This is a genomic window from Streptomyces sp. NPDC047014, from assembly GCF_040644195.1.
In the GTDB taxonomy this organism is placed as follows: domain Bacteria; phylum Actinomycetota; class Actinomycetes; order Streptomycetales; family Streptomycetaceae; genus Streptomyces.
In genome coordinates this window covers 23,926-39,015 of the sequence record NZ_JBEYVX010000026.1, presented here as the reverse complement: position 1 = coordinate 39,015, position 15,090 = coordinate 23,926, and the positions used below count along the sequence as shown (strand labels likewise).

Below are 15,090 nucleotides of genomic sequence, written 5' to 3'. Positions count from 1 at the left end.
AAGCCCCTAGGAAGAGAGCACGCGCATGTCCGACCGACTGACCCTGGAGGAGCTGGCGGCCCTGATGAAGACCGCCGGCATCACCGTCGACCCGACCGAGATGGAGACCCGACCGGACTCCTCCTTCGACGAGTTCGGCCTCGATTCGCTGGGCCTGCTCGGCATCGTCGGCGAACTGGAGAACCGGCGCGGACGGGCCCTGCCCACCGACGCCGACCGCTGCAGGACCCCCGGGGAATTCCTCGACCTCGTCAACAACAGCCTCATGACAGGAGCCTGACATGGCAGGACACACCGAGAACGAGATCACCGTCAACGCGCCCGTGGAGCTGGTCTGGGAGATGACCAACGACCTCCCGTCCTGGCCGGACCTGTTCAGCGAGTACGCCTCGCTGGAGGTCCTCGACCAGCAGGGCGACACCACCACCTTCCGCCTCACCATGCACCCCGACGAGAACGGCACGGTGTGGAGCTGGGTCTCGGAGCGCACCGTCGACCGCGAGGGCCTGACGGTCCGCGCCCGCCGGGTGGAGACGGGCCCCTTCGCGCACATGGACATCCACTGGCAGTACTTCCAGGTGCCCGGCGGCACCCGGATGAAGTGGACCCAGGACTTCGCCATGAAGCCCGACGCACCCGTGGACGACGCGTGGATGACCGACAACATCAACCGCAACTCCCCGATCCAGATGGCCCTGATCCGGGACAAGATCGAGCAGCGCGAGCGCGAGGGCCGCAGCGCCCGCGTCGGCACTGTCTGACAGCGACGAAAGGCGAGTACGCGGATGAAGCAGATGCACCGGGCGCTCATCGTGGCCCGCATGGCACCGGGGTCGGCCCCCGACATCGCCGGCCTGTTCGCCGAGTCGGACGCCGGTGAACTGCCCGAGCTGGTCGGCGTCACACGCCGCAGCCTCTTCCAGTTCGGCGACGTCTACATGCACCTGATCGAGGCCGACCGGCCGCCCGGCCCGGCCATCGCCCGGGTCACCGAGCACCCCGAGTTCCGCCGGCTGAGCGACAGCCTCACGGCCTACATCAGCCCGCACGACCCGGAGACCTGGCGCGGCCCGAAGGACGCGATGGCCCACGAGTTCTACCGCTGGGAGTACCCCGGCGCGCAGTGACCCGGCGGCCCGGACGGGACCCGCACACCCGGTGTGCGGGTCCCGCCGTGCGTGGCCCCGCCCCCGCACCACCCCCCGCGCACGCACAGAGAGCAGGCACCGGCATGAACCCGACCGACCCGCACCGCTTCCCGACGGATCCGGCCCGGCCGCACGACGGCGGCCACCCCCGGGCCTCCCTGCACGCGCTCGTCCTGTCCGGGTCCTCCCGCTCCGGCTCGGTCAACGCCCGGCTCGCGGCGCTGGTCGCCACCGAGGTGGGCAAGGCCGGGGTGGTCGCCGAGCCCGTCGCCATCGGGGACTTCCCCATGCCGGTGTACGACGGGGACACCGAGGCGGGCCAGGGACTGCCGGCGGGCGCCGAGGAGCTGTGCCGGCGGATCGCGGACGCGCAGGCGCTGATCATCGCCTCGCCCGAGTACAACGCCTCCGTGCCCGGGGTGGTGAAGAACGCCGTCGACTGGGTCTCCCGCTACCGTCCGCAGCCCTTCAAGGACAAGCAGACCCTGCTGGTCTCGGCCTCGCCCTCGATGTTCGGCGGCAACCGGGGGCTGTGGGCCCTGCGCGTCCCGCTGGAGCACCTGGGCGCCCGCGTCTACCCGGACATGTTCAGCCTGCCCAACGCCCACCACGCGTTCACCGGGGCCGGGGCCCTGGCCGACGAGGCGCTGGGCCGCCGCCTCACGGACACCGTCGGCTCCTTCCTGGACCTCGTCGAGGCGGACACCCGCTACCTGTGCCTCCAGCGCCGCTGGTACGAGTTCCTGGGCGACAGCACCGACGCCCCGGTCACCGCCCGTGCCCAGGACTGATCATCATCGGCCACGGGGGGTGAGCTATGTTTGAGCCGCAGTGACGTGAGAAGGAGGCCCGCCGGTGTCATCGGGGCAGCAGGCACGCGCCCAGGCGGCCGCGATCACGCCGAGCGGCCAGCCGTCCGAGGAGGTCCGCCCCCCGGCCGACCGGCTCCTCGCGCTCTTCGACGGCCGGCGGCTCTCGCCGGGCCAGCGGCGCATCGCCCAGTACCTGATCGACCACCTCACCGAGGCCGCCTTCCTGTCGATCACCGAGCTCGCGGAGCGGGTGGGCGTGAGCCAGCCCTCCGTGACCCGGTTCGCCTCCTCCCTGGGATTCAGCGGCTACCCGGCCCTGCGCGACGTGCTCCAGCCGATCGCCCTGAGCGCCGTCGCCCGGGTCCCGGACACCCGCGAGCAGATCCGCCGCAACGAGCTGCAGGCCGCCGTGGACGCCGAGATCGAGAACCTGGAGAACGTGCGCCGGCTGCTCGCCGACACCAACCAGGTCCTGGACATCGGCCGCGAGCTGGCCGCCTCGGTGCCGCTGACCGTGCTCGGCCTGCGGATCTCGGTCTCCCTGGCGGAGTACTTCGCGTACGCGGCCCGGCGCATCCACCCCGACGTGCGGCTGGTGACCCGGGGCGGCAGCGTGGCCTTCGACGCGCTGCTCCAGTCCCGGGCGGCCGGGGGCACCTGGGTGCTGGCCTTCGCGATGCCCCGGCACGCGAAGGAGACCCTGTCCGCGATCCGCGCCGCGCGCAGCACCGGGCTGCGGGTGGTCCTGATCACGGACCCGACGCTCGGGCCGCTGGTGGACGAGGCGGACGTGGCGCTGACGGCGGCGACCGGATCCCGGCTGGTCTTCGACTCGTACGCGGCCCCCGGGATGCTGTCGGCGGCCCTGCTCCAGGCGATGGCGGACGCGGATCCGGAGCGGACGCAGGCCCGGCTGGAGGACTACGAGCAGGTGGCCGACCAGCACGGCTTCTTCCTCTAGAGCCACTCCGGGGACTCCAGGGGTGTCCGGCCCGGTTCCACCAGGGGATATTCAGCCTTTCTGGTGCATGAAATTTTTCATACTCTTGCTTACTCGACGGTATATATGTTTACTGACGACGGCGCTCCTGATCCGACAGATGCCAAGGAGGACCCCACGTCCTCTCGAACGCACCGCGGTACGGCGAACCTCCTCACGTCGTGACCGCGGGTCGAGTCCAGGCTTCGGATCCCGCAGAGCGCCCATGGCGGCCTCGGTCAACCCCTGGGCCGAGGCCGCCCCTCAGAACGTCTCGATCAGAGCTTCGACACCACCCCGGAAGTGACGAGCATGCCCCAGACGGCCACGTTTACGCTCAGCCCGGACTGGCCCTTGCAGGTCAAGGCGCCCGGGACGCACGACTGGGAGCGCACGGCCACGCGCTGGCTGCGGGACCTGCTCCCGGCCCGCTACGGCGGCTATCTGACGCTGACCCGTCACCACGCCCTGCTCGCCCGGCACGTCCAGCTCCAGCTGCAGCACGAGATGCGGGCGGTGCGGGCGGCCCTCCAGACCAGCCGCGCCGAGCTGCCGACGATGGGCATCGCGGAGTCGGTCATCGAGAACTCGATCCGGATGTACGCCCTGGAGCTGGAGCAGCTGGGCCGTCTCGCCCGCGGCGCGCGCCTGGTCTCGGACGCCCTGGTGGCGGGCACCCCGGCCCAGCGGCGCCGCTGACGGCCGTACGGTCCGTCTGCCTAGGCCGGCCGCCAGGAGCGCAGGCGGGCCGCCACGTCGAAGACGCTCACGCGCAGGGCGCGGATGTCGGTGACGAGGTCGCGCCACTGCTCGTACGAGCCCTCCACGGCCTCGCCGGACGCCTCGATGTAGGCGACGGCGACCCCGTAGGCGAAGTACTCGTTCGACTCGGGCAGCGGCCGGAGCAGCACGATCGCGTCGAGCAGGGCGGCCGCGCGCCAGTAGGCGTCCGGGGTGTCCACTTCCAGGCTGGGCGTGTTCACCCGGTGCCGGGCCACGGCGGCGACGAGGGCGGAGTGGTCGGCGACCGCCACGTCCTTGAACAGCGCCTCCTGCCGCTCCAGCAGCCACCGGTGATCGATGTGCAGTTCCACACCTCCGAGTATCCCCGCCCGGGGCCCGGCCGTTGGGCGTTTCGGCCCGAGCGGGGACACGGGGCCGGTTACGGCTTGGGGAGGGCGCAGCCCGGACGGCTCAGGTCGATCCTGTTGCCGGGGGCGATGCAGGGGACGAGGGTGTACGTCTGCTGCGCGTAGTTGATGCCCCGGCGGACGGTCACAGTCCCGTTCCGGTCGACCTCGCACGGGTTGTTCACCGTGCAGCGCCCGCCGTCCTCGTTGCCGGTGTTGTTGACGGCGACGACCTTCCCGGTCGCGACGTCGACCACGGGGGAGCCGGAGGTGCCGCCGATGGTGTTGCAGGAGGGGGTGTAGCGAACCGAGTCCTTCCAGGTCCAGCCGCCCTCCTTGAGCAGGTAGGCGAAACCGTCCACGTTGCAGCTGTAGATGCGCTTCCAGTAGCCGGAGACCACCTTGATGGCGGAGCCCTGGGCCGGGCGTACGTCGCTCAGGGTCAGGGCGGTGATGCCGTACTGGCTCTGGATCTGGGCGTAGGACGAGGTGAGTTGGTAGACGGAGACGTCGGTGTCGGTCATCGTCGCATATGCGATCTTCGATGCCCGCACCGTCCCGATCTTCGACCCGGAGGAGTTGAGGAGAGAGAACGAGCGGCTGGAGGCCCGGTCCTTCACGACCTCTCCGGCAGCCGGGAAGCCGGACTCCAGGCAGTGGCCGTTGGACAGGACGAGCGCGGGGTCGTTCGGCTGGGAGCCGGGTGCGCGGACGACGGAGCCGGAGCAGTTGCTGAGCGCGACCGTGCCGGCGAAGTCGACGGCGGCGGGGGCCGCTGTGGCGGGGGCTGTCGGTGCGGGCGCAGCCGCGGCGGGGGTGACCGCCGCTCCCGATAACAGGAGGGAGAGCAGCGCACCGGCGAGAGGCTTGTTCATGTGGGGGTCCCCTCAGATGACATGGATGACCGTGGACGACGGGCGACCGAGGCCCGATCGCTTGTCATGTGCATTGTTGAAATGAGGGGTTCAAGCCGCAAGAGGGCAGGGCGAGTTGAGGCCACGGCCCGGCGCGGCGCCCCGGGGAAGGCAAAAGGGCGAGATCCGGCCACGTAAAGGTGTTCCGCCGGGGGCGTTTGGCTCCTACGGTCGTGCAGCACAGGTCCGGACCGGGAGGCAGCGTGAAGAGCGAGAGCGACATCGACACCGACCAGCTGGTGACGGTGATGAAGGCGGTCGACGAGGCGGGGCGGCTCTTCGAGGAGGCCCTGGCCGCCTGCGAGGCCCGCGGCCTCCAGCGCACCGGCGACGACTTCCAGGTGGCCGGAGGCTCCGTGCAGACCCTCCAGGGCGCCGAGGAGATGGCCCGGGGGAGCCGCAAGTTCCTGGCCGAATTGGCGCTGCTCCTCGGGTACGCCACGGCCGGCGTGGAAGCACGTACGGGAGGCGGAACCGCCGCCCTCCGGGCCGGATTCGGCGGTGTCGGCGGCGGTGGGGCCCGGATGGCGCGGCCGCTGCCCGGCCCGACGCGCGAGGCGTTGCGCCTGCTGCTGGAGACCGGCTTCTTCGGGCCCGCGTTCACGGCGGAGATCGAGGAGGTCCTGAACGCCGAGAAGGCGACCTACCCCGACCCCGCGTCCTTCCGCGTCCGCGGCGCGGCGGGCAGCCGTATCACCACCGTCGGCCGAACGCCCTGAGCCCCCGGGATGCCGGGCGGGCCGGACCGGGCGAGGGTGGGGGCATGCATCATGCACCCGTCGTCGTGCACCGGATCTCGCCCTCGGGGGGCCGGCAGGTGACCCTGCGCGCAGCGGGCCGGGAGGAACCCCTGGGCCTGGCCCGCTCGGACGCGGACGTCATCGAGTTCCTGCGCCGCGCCGGCATGCCCGACCCGGACGACGTGGTCCTGGGCGGCACGGCCCTGGTCGAATGGGACACGGACACCCCCCACGTCTACGAAACCGAAGCACCCCCGGACGACCTCCCCTGACCCCCCTCCGGCGCGGCCACGGCCGCGCCGCACCGGCGGACCGGGTGCCCGGAGGGGTCGCGGGTCAGCCAGGTCCCGTCTCCGAGGAGCTGGATGTCGTAGGGGTGCTCGGCGTGGGAGTCGAACTCGCCCAGGATCCGACCGGAGCCCGAGTCGACGCGGTAGTGGCGGAACCACTCCTGCTCCTCCTCGGTCTCGCGGGCGAGGGTGACGACGACGGTGTCCTGGTCCAGGTAGCCGCCGCTGAACGCCACCCAGCTCTCCTCCGGGAGGTCGCCGAAGGCGTCGACGGAGAGGGTGAGCGTCACCTTGCCGTCGGGGTAGGTGTGGAGGGCGAAGTCGGCCTGGCCGTGGTCGACGGTCATGAACTGGCTGCCGTCGGGTGCCAGGTCGATGAGGACCCGGTCGGGCCAGGGGTAGGGGCGGAGGTCCATCCGGCCCGGGGTCACCGACGCACGGTGGACGACCGCGCCGTCCTGCCCCTCTCCCACGCAGAGAAGGACGTGATCGTCCGCCGGGTGCACCAGATGCTCACCGCCGTGCCCGGCGGTGTCCAGGTCCGCCTGTGCCAGGACGGCCCCGTTCCCGGCGTCCAGGGCGACCCACCGGTCGTGGCGGCCGCGCCCTGCCATGACATCGGGCCGGTACACCCAGAGCACCCGGCCGTCCACCGACACCGCGCAGCCGGGCCGATGCCCGAACCGCTCGTCGGAGCGCGGTTCGAGCTCCGACCGCCAGACCTCGGCCCCGTCCTCCGCGAGGCAGACGGCCGCGTCCCGGGTCGTGTAGCAGGCGCGCCCGAGACCGGCGGGAACGGCGCACTCCTCGGCCTCGTCGCCCGCGGACGGCCGCCAGACCGCGACGGGCGACAGCACGCCCCGGGCGTCGGGGGCCGGGGCGTAGGCGCAGATGCTTCCGCCGACGAGCCGGGTGATGAGCGGGAGGGAGCGGGAGGAGGGAGCCATCCCAGGAGGTTAGGCCGTCTCCTCCGGATGATCTTCGGCGAACCGGCCCCGGGGCGCGTCCGCGCCCGCCCGATCCGGTTCGCCCCGAGACGTCCCCGGGGTGGGGAAGGGGAGATTCCGGGGGTGGGTCCTGCGTGCGGTCGTACTGACGTACATTGGCCCCCGGCCCCTCGGGCCGGCATGGGCAAAAGGTACAACTGCGGGCAGGAGTGGGCAGGACATGGCACGACGCGGGCGCGCGGAAGCCGAGCGGGGTGTCCCTTCCGCCGAGGCCGCGGTGCCCGGCTCCGGCATAGCCGAGGCCGCCGAGGCCGGCCGTACGGCGCCGGGCTGGCTGCGGCTGGGCCGGGACGGCCGTCTGACGGCCTACGCGAGCTGCGCCGAGGGTCTGGTGCGCTGGACGGAGTCGCGGCCCGGCTCGGACCTCTGGAGCGGCCCCGAGCTGTTCCCCGTGGAGGGCTGGGCGGGCCGGTTCACCCTGGCGCAGGACCACAACGGCTTCGTCTGGTTCGCCGGGACCCGCCACCGGGAGGGCGCGCCCGGCGGCCGCGAGCTGGTGGTCGCAGCCCAGTACCAGACGGGGCGTCCGCTCGGTGACTGGCGCTCCCTCGGCAACCCCTTCCCCGAGCGCGAGTCCGAGCGCGGGGAGGAGCCCCTGCCCGAGCCGGCCGCTCCCGTGGTGCTGCCCGACGGCTCCGGCGCCCTGCACGTGCTCGCCACCCGCTTCGGCTCGGGCGTGCGCGGCCGGACCCGGCGGACCGACGGGACCTGGGGCGACTGGCAGGACTATCAGGGCAAATGGGTGCGCGGCTCCGTCGTACCCCTCGTGACCGCGCACGGGCGCACCGAGTTCCTGGCCCCCTTCCGGGGCGGGGCCTCGTACTGGGGCCAGGACGGTCCGGCCGCCGACTTCCGGTGGTTCGGTCGGGTGGCGGCCGACGCCGTGGAGGGGACGCACAGTTCCTGCGAGACGGGCAGCGGCACCGGCACCTACTTCTGGCGCCACCCGGCCGACGGCGGCGTCGTGGCCTACCGCCCGCAGGCCCCCGCAGGGCCAAGTCCCGCGCTGATGCCGCTGGGCGGGGCGGGCGGGGTCGGCCCGGTGGCCGTCACCCGTACCCGCGTCAACGGCTACGACTGCACCGTCCTGTTGCAGCGCGGCGCCGAGGGGCGTCCGGAGATCGCCGCCTACCCCACCGAGGGCGAGCAGTACGGCGCCTGGTGGGCGCCGGTGGGGGACCGGTGCGCCGGTCTGCCCGCGCTTGCGCTCGACGCGCGCGGCGCCGTCACGATCGCGATGCTCGACCCCGACGGGGGCCTGCTGGTCGCCCGGCAGGACCCGCGGGATCCCGGTCTGGTCTTCGGCTCCTGGTGCCGTGTCGGGTGACCTACCTCACGACGGGCGATTCGTTCCGGTATCCGGTGACGGACCTCGTCCGCAGTGGCCCGATCCTGTGGGGAGTTGGCCGGTTCTGATCGGCTTTGCTGGATCCGCGCCTTCGCTTTCGTGAACGAACGGACGCCTTGAGAGCTTGTGAATAGTTGCTCGCCCTCACGCAGTTGGCCTACGCTGCGGACACCTTGTGAGGATCGTATAAGTGTGCGGCAGGGGCGACCGGGTGGGACGAGCGTGCGGGGAGCGGCGGTGACCGGATTCAGGGGCGGGTCTGGCGTCGCCCCCCGGCGGATCCCGATGCGCCGGGCCCAGTGTGTCTACCGAGGAGTCTGCTGAGTGGCAGGTATGCCCCGCCTGAGTGTCGTCGTGCCCTTCCAGGACGTCGAGATCTATCTCCAGGAATGCCTGGAATCGATAGCAAGGCAGACGTTCCGCGACCTCGAAGTGCTCATGGTCGACGACGGCTCCACGGACGCCTCGACCGCGATCGCCATGGACTTCGCCCGCCGCGACCCCCGCTTCCGGCTGCTGCGCACCGACTCCCTCGGACCGGGCGCCGCCCGCAACGTCGGCATCCGCGCCGCGCACCCCAAGGCGGAGTTCCTCGCCTTCGTCGACGGCGACGACGTCATACCCGAGTACACCTACGAGCTGCTGGTCCGCACCCTGGAGGCCAGCGGCTCCGACTTCGTCTCCGGCAACGTCCAGATGATGAACTCCACCAAGCGCTGGCAGTCCCCGCTGCACAAGGCGCCCATGCGCGCCGCCAAGCGCGGCACGCACATCACCAAGGTGCCGGACCTCATCTACGACCGCACCGTCTGGAACAAGCTCTTCCGGCGCTCCTTCTGGGACTACCACTACATTGCCTTCCCCGAAGGCGTCATGTACGAGGACTCCTGGGTCAACATGTTCGCCCACTTCCGGGCGGCCAAGGTCGACATCCTCACCGACATCGTCTACTTCTGGCGCCGGCGCGAGGGCGGTGCCGCGCCCTCCATCACCCAGCGCCACACGGAGTTCAGCAACCTCCAGGACCGGGTGTCCGCGGTGCAGTCCGTCAGCCGCTTCCTGGCCGGGCACCGGGCGCGCTCCTACTCCGACCACAAGCGCAAGTACGACCTCGCCTGCCTCAAGTCCGACCTGATGCTGCACCTCAAGGTGCTCCCGGACGCCGACGAGGACTACCGCGACGCCTTCATGCAGTGGGCGAACGACTTCCTCGACGAGGCCGACGAGGACATCATCGACGAACTCCCCGCCGACGCCCGCGTGAAGTGGCTGCTGGTGCGCGAGGGGCGGCTCAAGGAGCTGCTGGACGTCGTCGAGTTCGAGCGCAAGGGCGGCCCCCTCCCCGTCCAGCGCCGCTTCCATCGCTACCTCAACTACCCCTACCTCGGGGACCGTTCGGTCGGCATAGGCAAGAGCGCCTACCGGCTGGACAAGGAGCTCTCGCTGCACGGCTCCCTGTCCCGCGCCGACTGGGACGACCAGGACCACCTGACCCTCGAAGGGTCCGCCTACGTCCGCTTCATCAATGTGCACAAGCGGCACATGTCCATGAAGGCGATCGCCCTGCGCAACAAGAAGCAGGGCCGCATGGTCGTCGCGAAGGCGAAGACCACCTACTACCCGCAGGCCACCGAGCACTCCCAGCAGAGCCGCTACTGCTACGACTGGTCGGGCTTCCAGGTCCGCTTCGACACCAGCCGCCTCAAGCGCAAGGGCGAATGGGTCGAGGGCACCTGGGACGTCGCCGCCGGCGTCCTCAGCCGGGGCCTCTTCCGCTACAAGGGCATACTCCGCGGCGGCGCCGGCAGCGCCGCCAACCCGCCCTACCGGTACGTCGACAAGAACGTCCGGGTCGTCCCGCTCTTCCTCCAGGGCAAGCTCAAGCTGCGCGTGGAGACCGTCCGCTGCCGCATCACCCGGCACCGCGTCGTCGGCGATCACCTCGAACTCGGCGGCGTCTACCTCGGCCCCAAGCTGCCCGAATGGGGCAAGTTCCGGGTGGCCAGCATGAGCGGCGCCGGCCGCCACGACGCCTGGGTGAACTTCAAGCCCGGCGGCGAGGGCTGGTACACCTTCGTCACCCGCGTCCCCGTCAAGGCGCTCGTCCCGGGCCACCGTACGAACTCCTCGGACGGGATCCCCGAGACCTGGAACACCGGCGCCAACGGCTGGAAGACCACCTTCCACGTCGAGGGCCGCAAGGCACCCATCTACCCGGTCATGGCCGAAGGGACCGCCGACGGCCACTACCGGGTGCCGGCCGGGCTCCAGACCGCGGCCGGCGACCGCGAGGTCTTCGTCCACCGCAACGGCTCCGGCTACCTGGTGCTCTTCGAGCGCGACACCCTCCCGCTCGCCAAGTCCGCCGTCTGGCTCGCCGACGGCTCGCTGGAGGTCATCGTCGGCTACGCGGCCCAGGACCGGCTCGACGCCTCCGAGTACGCCACCGCCCACATCGTCGTACGCTCCCGCGCGCACGGCGCGGAGCGCGTGGTGCCGATCCGCTGGCAGGGCGGCGAGGACTTCAGTTTCGTCGTCAGCCCCGCCGCGATGCGCACCCTGGCCGGGGAGATCCCGCTGGCCTCGGGCCGCTGGGACTTCTTCCTGCGCCGCCAGGACCCCTCGGCCGTCACGCCCGAGGACCGCTCCGGCGACCTCATGGTCAAGATGACCCAGGACCTGATCCCCGCCCTGCCCAGCGACATGGCGCACAACGAGCGGCGCTACGAGCTCCAGTCCGAGGCGTACGACCGGCTCTCCCTGCTCGTCCACTCGGCCATGCCCGACGACGCCCGCGGCCCCTACCGGCAGAAGCTGCTGCGGAGCAAGGCGTACCCGGAGGCCCGCCGCAAGCCCCTCACCCGCGCCGTGCTCTTCGACGCCTTCAAGGGCACCCAGTACTCCGACAGCCCGCGCGCCCTCCACGAGGAGATGGTCCGGCGCGGACTGGACCTCGAACACCTCTGGGTGGTGCGCGACGACCAGGTCGCCGTCCCGCCCACCGCGCGCCCGGTGCGCATGTGGTCGCCCGACTGGTACGAGGCCATGGCGCGGGCGAAGTACGTCGTCGCCAACAACCACCTGCCCGACTGGTTCGAGAAGCGGGAGGGCCAGGTCGTCGTCCAGACCTGGCACGGCACCCCCCTCAAGCGCATCGGCCACGACATCGAGGCCGTGCACTTCGCCGACAAGCGGTACCTGGAGCGCGTGGAGAAGGAGGTGCAGAACTGGGACATGCTGGTGTCCCCGAACAGTTTCAGCACCCCCATCCTCCAGCGGGCCTTCCAGTTCCCCGGCGAGATGGTCGAGAGCGGCTACCCCCGCAACGACGTCCTGCGCCGCGCGGACTCCGCCCACCGGGCGGCCGAGGTGCGCCGCCGCATCGGGCTGCCGCCGGGCAAGAAGGTCATCATGTACGCGCCCACCTGGCGCGACGACCAGTTCTACGCACCCGGCAAGTACAAGCTCGACTTCCGTATCGACCTCGACGACGCCCGGGCCCGGCTCGGCCAGGACCACATCCTGCTCGTGCGCCGCCACCCCAACGTCGTGGACCCGGTGCCGGGCGCCGGCGACGGCTTCGTCTTCGACGTGTCCGACTACCCGGACATGGCGGACCTCTCCCTCATCGCCGATGTGATGATCACGGACTACTCCTCCCTGATGTTCGACTTCGTCAACACCGGGCGGCCCATCCTGTTCTTCACCTACGACCTGGACCACTACCGGGACACGCTGCGCGGCTTCTACTTCGACTTCGAGAAGTCCGCGCCGGGCCCGCTGGTGTTCAGCTCCCCGGAGCTGATCGGCGCGATCCGCAACATCGACCGCATCCAGCACGGCTACGCCGCCCGCTACCGCTGGTTCCAGCAGGAGTTCTGCGACCTCGACGACGGCTACGCCTCGGCCCGCCTCGCCGACCGCATCCTGATCGCCGGCGGCGAACTCGACCCGTCCCGGGCCCAGGCCCCCGCGGCAGGCACGGCGATCCCCGCCCGCCCGGAGACCCGTACGGGCCAGCAGACGGCTCACGCGGGGTACGCGGCCCAGGGCCACGGCGGTCAGGGCCACGCGGCCCAGGGCCACCCCGGCCACCCCGGCCAGGGCCATCCCGGCCACCCCGGCCAGGGCCACCCCGGCCAGGGCCACCCCGGCCAGGGTCAGCCCGCCCAGGTCCAGGCGGACCCCTGGAACGGAGGCACACTCGGTCAGGTGCCGCGCCAGCCGGTGAGGAGAATGGACACCGAGCATGTCTAAGGCATCCCAGAGCACCCCGGCACCCCGGAGCACCCGCCGCGCCTCCACCGGCGTGGACGCTTCCGGGGCGCTCCCCGTCGAGTACCGCTTCTCCCACGCGCGGGGCGGCAGCCGCCATCTCCTCGTCGTTTTCGCGGACTTCGCCGCGCCCGGCGGATACGGCTGGTCCGACGGCGTACTGGACGACATCCGGTCCAACGTTCTTTGGATCCGCGACGACTTCGACGGCGCCCACACCTACTACCTGTGCCGGGGCATGGACTTCTCCCTGGAGCAGTCCGTCGCCGGGCTCATCTCGCGTGTCATGGGCGCGCTGTCCCTCTCCCCGGACCAGGTGACCCTGTTCGGCAGCTCGAAGGGCGCCAGCGCCGCCCTGTTCTTCGGGCTCAAGTACGGGCTGCGCAACATCGTCGCCAAGGCTCCCCAGTTCCAGATCGGCACCTTCGTCAAGGAGGGCAAGCCCGAGACGGCCCGCGTCATGATGGGGGAGCCGAGCGACCGAGGCGTCCACGTCCTCGACTCGATCCTGCCCGACCTGGTGCGCAGCGGGGCGAACCCGGCCGCGAACATCTACCTGATCGCCTCCGCGCAGGACGTGCAGTACCAGCGGCAGGTGGAGCCCTTCGTCGGCCTCTTCCAGGGCCGGGAGAACTTCAACTTCCTCTACGACGACTCCGCGCGCGGAGCGGCCAAGGGCAAGGAGGCACCCCGTGACCTCCCCACACTCATGGCGCTGCTGACCCTGCTGGTCGACGGGATGGCTCCCCGGATCGGGATGGTCCGGGGCGGCCTGGAGCAGCCCGGCCGCGACACCTCCGCCATCGACGCCTACCTCAAGCAGACCTCGCAGGTCAGGGGCGCGGACACCTTCCCCAAGCCGGTCGTGGTGACCCCGCGGGCGCAGGAGCGCGTACCCGCCAACACCGTCCGCTTCACCGGTTCCGCGCCGGGCGCGGTGCGCGTCAGCTTCTGGCTGGACGGCAAGCACCAGGGCTCGGCCCCGGTCGCCCCCGACGGCTCATGGATGTGGGAGCGCAGCAGCCCCTGGCCCAAGGGGAAGAACGTGGTGCGCCTGTTCGCCGCGGACGCCAACAACTACCAGACGCAGCGCGCCGAGGTGACCTTCATCGCCGTCGAGCACGCGGCCGAGCCGCAGCCCGCCTACGCCCCCGCCCAGCAGCAGCCCCCCGCGCAGCAGCTCGCGCTGTCCGTCACCGCCCCGGTGGCCCACCAGCGGCTGACGAACCCCGCCGCGGGCTTCGCCGGATACGCCCCCGGCGCCGTCCGCGTGGACCTCCAGGAGGCCGGGATGCGGCTGGGGACCTGCGAGGTGCGCCCCGACGGGAGCTGGGTGTGGGAGCCCGGCTGGGCCTGGAACGAGGGGGACCACTTCGTCGAGGTGGTCGCGGTGGACGCCGTCGGCACCACCTCGGCCTGGGCCTCGGTCCCCTTCACAGTGACCGCCATGTACTCCGCCCCCGCGCAGGGCCGCTACTTCAACCAGCGGTACTGACCTCCGGCGAGGCGGAGGCTTCGGCCGGCCGGCGCACCGTCATCACCAGCACGTGGTGGTCGGACGCCTCCGTCTCGGCCACCTCGCAGCCCGTGCGGGCCAGTGCCGTGAACAGGTAGTCGAGCTTCGTGCCGTCCTGGTGGGTGGCCCGGCCGCCGCGGGAGCCGCCCTTCTGGTCGCACTCCCGGTACGTCGTGTACGCCTCCGGCGGCCAGATCCAGGCGGACTTGTTCCGGTCACCCGTCGGCGGCGGGGAGTTGAAGTCCCCGCCGAACACCGTCCGCTCGTCCGCCGCCGCCGCGGCGACCAGCGCGCTCAGCTGGTCGTCCCGGAAGTCCCACTCCGGATGCGCGTCGTCGCTCTCCCGCAGCGAGAGGTGCGCGTTGCACACCCGCAGCCCCTGCGCCGGCACACGGGCGCACAGGATGCCGCGGTGCAGTCCCACCGTCGGCTGCTGCGTCGGGATCACCTCGGCGTCGGTGAGCGGGGAGGCGGCCAGCAGGCCGTAGCCGGCGCTGCCGCTGCCCTGGCCGGTGCAGTCGACGCCGCTGCGGCGCCCCTCCGCGTCCACGTTCTCGTACGGCTCGAAGAGGGAGTGCCACTCCGGGCCCAGCCGCAGGGCCGAGGATTTCAGGTCCTCCGAGCAGACCTCCTGGAGCAGCAGCACCCGCACCCCGAAGTCGCCCATCAGCTCGCGCAGTTGCTGGAACTTCTCCTTGGGGCTGCCGGTCTCCTCGCAGCTCCACTGCCGCACCCCGCACATGTTCCACGTCGCGACGGAGACCTCGTCCGGCTTCCCGCCGCCCGCCCCGGCCCCGGCCCCGGCCACGGAGGCCGGCGTCTGCGAGGACGTGCACGCCACCGCCGCCAGGAGGCTGAGCGTGGTGGCCGCGCGGCCGATCCGGCGGCGTGCTGCCCGCCGCCCGGTCTCCTCGTGTCTGTGCATGCGGAC

General features: G+C 71.7%; 15 protein-coding genes. 11 read left to right on the top strand and 4 right to left on the bottom strand.

The window, feature by feature from the left end; genetic code table 11:
• Nucleotides 1–25: 25 nt before the first annotated feature.
• The 6 genes from ABZ873_RS17140 to ABZ873_RS17115 all read left to right on the top strand — a co-directional run bounded on the left by ABZ873_RS17140 (nucleotide 26) and on the right by ABZ873_RS17115 (nucleotide 3,638).
• Complete coding sequence (locus ABZ873_RS17140) at nucleotides 26–280, top strand: acyl carrier protein (protein WP_360871905.1); 255 nt, start codon at nucleotides 26–28, stop codon at nucleotides 278–280.
• Nucleotide 281: 1 nt separating this feature from the next.
• Nucleotides 282–761 (top strand): SRPBCC family protein, encoded by a 480-nt coding sequence (locus ABZ873_RS17135; protein WP_360871902.1) that lies wholly within the window; start codon nucleotides 282–284, stop codon nucleotides 759–761.
• A 33-nt stretch (nucleotides 762–794) separates the two neighbouring features.
• Nucleotides 795–1,127, top strand: coding sequence for a TcmI family type II polyketide cyclase (locus ABZ873_RS17130; protein WP_360872023.1), 333 nt, complete (start codon nucleotides 795–797; stop codon nucleotides 1,125–1,127).
• 104 nt (nucleotides 1,128–1,231) lie between these two features.
• On the top strand, nucleotides 1,232–1,939 hold the full coding sequence (locus ABZ873_RS17125; RefSeq protein WP_360871899.1) for an NAD(P)H-dependent oxidoreductase: 708 nt from the start codon (nucleotides 1,232–1,234) through the stop codon (nucleotides 1,937–1,939).
• A gap of 64 nt (nucleotides 1,940–2,003) precedes the next feature.
• Nucleotides 2,004–2,921, top strand: coding sequence for a MurR/RpiR family transcriptional regulator (locus ABZ873_RS17120; protein ID WP_360871896.1), 918 nt, complete (start codon nucleotides 2,004–2,006; stop codon nucleotides 2,919–2,921).
• Nucleotides 2,922–3,251: 330 nt separating this feature from the next.
• Complete coding sequence (locus tag ABZ873_RS17115) at nucleotides 3,252–3,638, top strand: hypothetical protein (protein WP_360872020.1); 387 nt, start codon at nucleotides 3,252–3,254, stop codon at nucleotides 3,636–3,638.
• A gap of 20 nt (nucleotides 3,639–3,658) precedes the next feature.
• Here the strand turns inward: ABZ873_RS17115 and ABZ873_RS17110 are convergent, their stop codons facing one another.
• Nucleotides 3,659–4,033 carry a toxin Doc gene (locus ABZ873_RS17110; protein ID WP_360871893.1) on the bottom strand — a complete coding sequence of 125 codons (375 nt, stop codon included), beginning with the start codon at nucleotides 4,031–4,033 and terminating at the stop codon, nucleotides 3,659–3,661.
• Between the two features lie 68 nt (nucleotides 4,034–4,101).
• A complete protein-coding gene (locus ABZ873_RS17105; RefSeq protein WP_360871888.1) occupies nucleotides 4,102–4,944 on the bottom strand; it encodes a serine protease in 843 nt (280 codons plus the stop codon).
• 242 nt (nucleotides 4,945–5,186) lie between these two features.
• Here ABZ873_RS17105 and ABZ873_RS17100 point away from each other — a divergent pair, with 242 nt between their 5' ends.
• Both ABZ873_RS17100 and ABZ873_RS17095 read left to right on the top strand, forming a co-directional pair.
• A complete protein-coding gene (locus ABZ873_RS17100) occupies nucleotides 5,187–5,702 on the top strand; it encodes a hypothetical protein (protein WP_360871885.1) in 516 nt (171 codons plus the stop codon).
• Between the two features lie 44 nt (nucleotides 5,703–5,746).
• Nucleotides 5,747–5,995, top strand: coding sequence for a hypothetical protein (locus ABZ873_RS17095; RefSeq protein ID WP_360871882.1), 249 nt, complete (start codon nucleotides 5,747–5,749; stop codon nucleotides 5,993–5,995).
• On the opposite strand, the gene ABZ873_RS17090 is transcribed toward ABZ873_RS17095, so the two are convergent.
• Nucleotides 5,959–6,960, bottom strand: coding sequence for a hypothetical protein (locus ABZ873_RS17090; protein WP_360871879.1), 1,002 nt, complete (start codon nucleotides 6,958–6,960; stop codon nucleotides 5,959–5,961). The genes ABZ873_RS17095 and ABZ873_RS17090 overlap by 37 nt on opposite strands.
• A gap of 220 nt (nucleotides 6,961–7,180) precedes the next feature.
• Here ABZ873_RS17090 and ABZ873_RS17085 point away from each other — a divergent pair, with 220 nt between their 5' ends.
• The 3 genes from ABZ873_RS17085 to ABZ873_RS17075 all read left to right on the top strand — a co-directional run bounded on the left by ABZ873_RS17085 (nucleotide 7,181) and on the right by ABZ873_RS17075 (nucleotide 14,138).
• Entirely contained in the window at nucleotides 7,181–8,347 is a 1,167-nt protein-coding gene (locus ABZ873_RS17085; RefSeq protein ID WP_360871876.1) for a hypothetical protein, read from the top strand.
• A 354-nt stretch (nucleotides 8,348–8,701) separates the two neighbouring features.
• The gene (locus ABZ873_RS17080; protein ID WP_360872018.1) at nucleotides 8,702–12,625 is read left to right on the top strand and encodes a CDP-glycerol glycerophosphotransferase family protein; all 3,924 of its coding nucleotides are present in this window, start codon (nucleotides 8,702–8,704) and stop codon (nucleotides 12,623–12,625) included.
• The gene (locus tag ABZ873_RS17075; RefSeq protein ID WP_360871873.1) at nucleotides 12,618–14,138 is read left to right on the top strand and encodes a hypothetical protein; all 1,521 of its coding nucleotides are present in this window, start codon (nucleotides 12,618–12,620) and stop codon (nucleotides 14,136–14,138) included. Before ABZ873_RS17080 ends, ABZ873_RS17075 begins: the two co-directional genes overlap by 8 nt.
• Here ABZ873_RS17075 and ABZ873_RS17070 read toward each other — a convergent pair.
• Nucleotides 14,122–15,084 (bottom strand): endonuclease/exonuclease/phosphatase family protein, encoded by a 963-nt coding sequence (locus ABZ873_RS17070; RefSeq protein ID WP_360871870.1) that lies wholly within the window; start codon nucleotides 15,082–15,084, stop codon nucleotides 14,122–14,124. The two genes, ABZ873_RS17075 and ABZ873_RS17070, sit on opposite strands and share 17 nt — an antisense overlap.
• Between the last annotated feature and the right edge of the window lie 6 nt (nucleotides 15,085–15,090).

Bases quoted from the DNA above. Each gene is read 5' to 3' on its own strand.
- ABZ873_RS17140 (WP_360871905.1), top strand. From the start codon at position 26: ATGTCCGACCGACTGACCCTGGAGGAGCTGGCGGCCCTGATGAAGACC.
- ABZ873_RS17135 (WP_360871902.1), top strand. From the start codon at position 282: ATGGCAGGACACACCGAGAACGAGATCACCGTCAACGCGCCCGTGGAG.
- ABZ873_RS17130 (WP_360872023.1), top strand. From the start codon at position 795: ATGCACCGGGCGCTCATCGTGGCCCGCATGGCACCGGGGTCGGCCCCC.
- ABZ873_RS17125 (WP_360871899.1), top strand. From the start codon at position 1,232: ATGAACCCGACCGACCCGCACCGCTTCCCGACGGATCCGGCCCGGCCG.
- ABZ873_RS17115 (WP_360872020.1), top strand. From the start codon at position 3,252: ATGCCCCAGACGGCCACGTTTACGCTCAGCCCGGACTGGCCCTTGCAG.
- ABZ873_RS17105 (WP_360871888.1), bottom strand. From the start codon at position 4,944: ATGAACAAGCCTCTCGCCGGTGCGCTGCTCTCCCTCCTGTTATCGGGA.
- ABZ873_RS17095 (WP_360871882.1), top strand. From the start codon at position 5,747: ATGCATCATGCACCCGTCGTCGTGCACCGGATCTCGCCCTCGGGGGGC.
- ABZ873_RS17090 (WP_360871879.1), bottom strand. From the start codon at position 6,960: ATGGCTCCCTCCTCCCGCTCCCTCCCGCTCATCACCCGGCTCGTCGGC.
- ABZ873_RS17085 (WP_360871876.1), top strand. From the start codon at position 7,181: ATGGCACGACGCGGGCGCGCGGAAGCCGAGCGGGGTGTCCCTTCCGCC.
- ABZ873_RS17080 (WP_360872018.1), top strand. From the start codon at position 8,702: ATGCCCCGCCTGAGTGTCGTCGTGCCCTTCCAGGACGTCGAGATCTAT.
- ABZ873_RS17075 (WP_360871873.1), top strand. From the start codon at position 12,618: ATGTCTAAGGCATCCCAGAGCACCCCGGCACCCCGGAGCACCCGCCGC.
- ABZ873_RS17070 (WP_360871870.1), bottom strand. From the start codon at position 15,084: ATGCACAGACACGAGGAGACCGGGCGGCGGGCAGCACGCCGCCGGATC.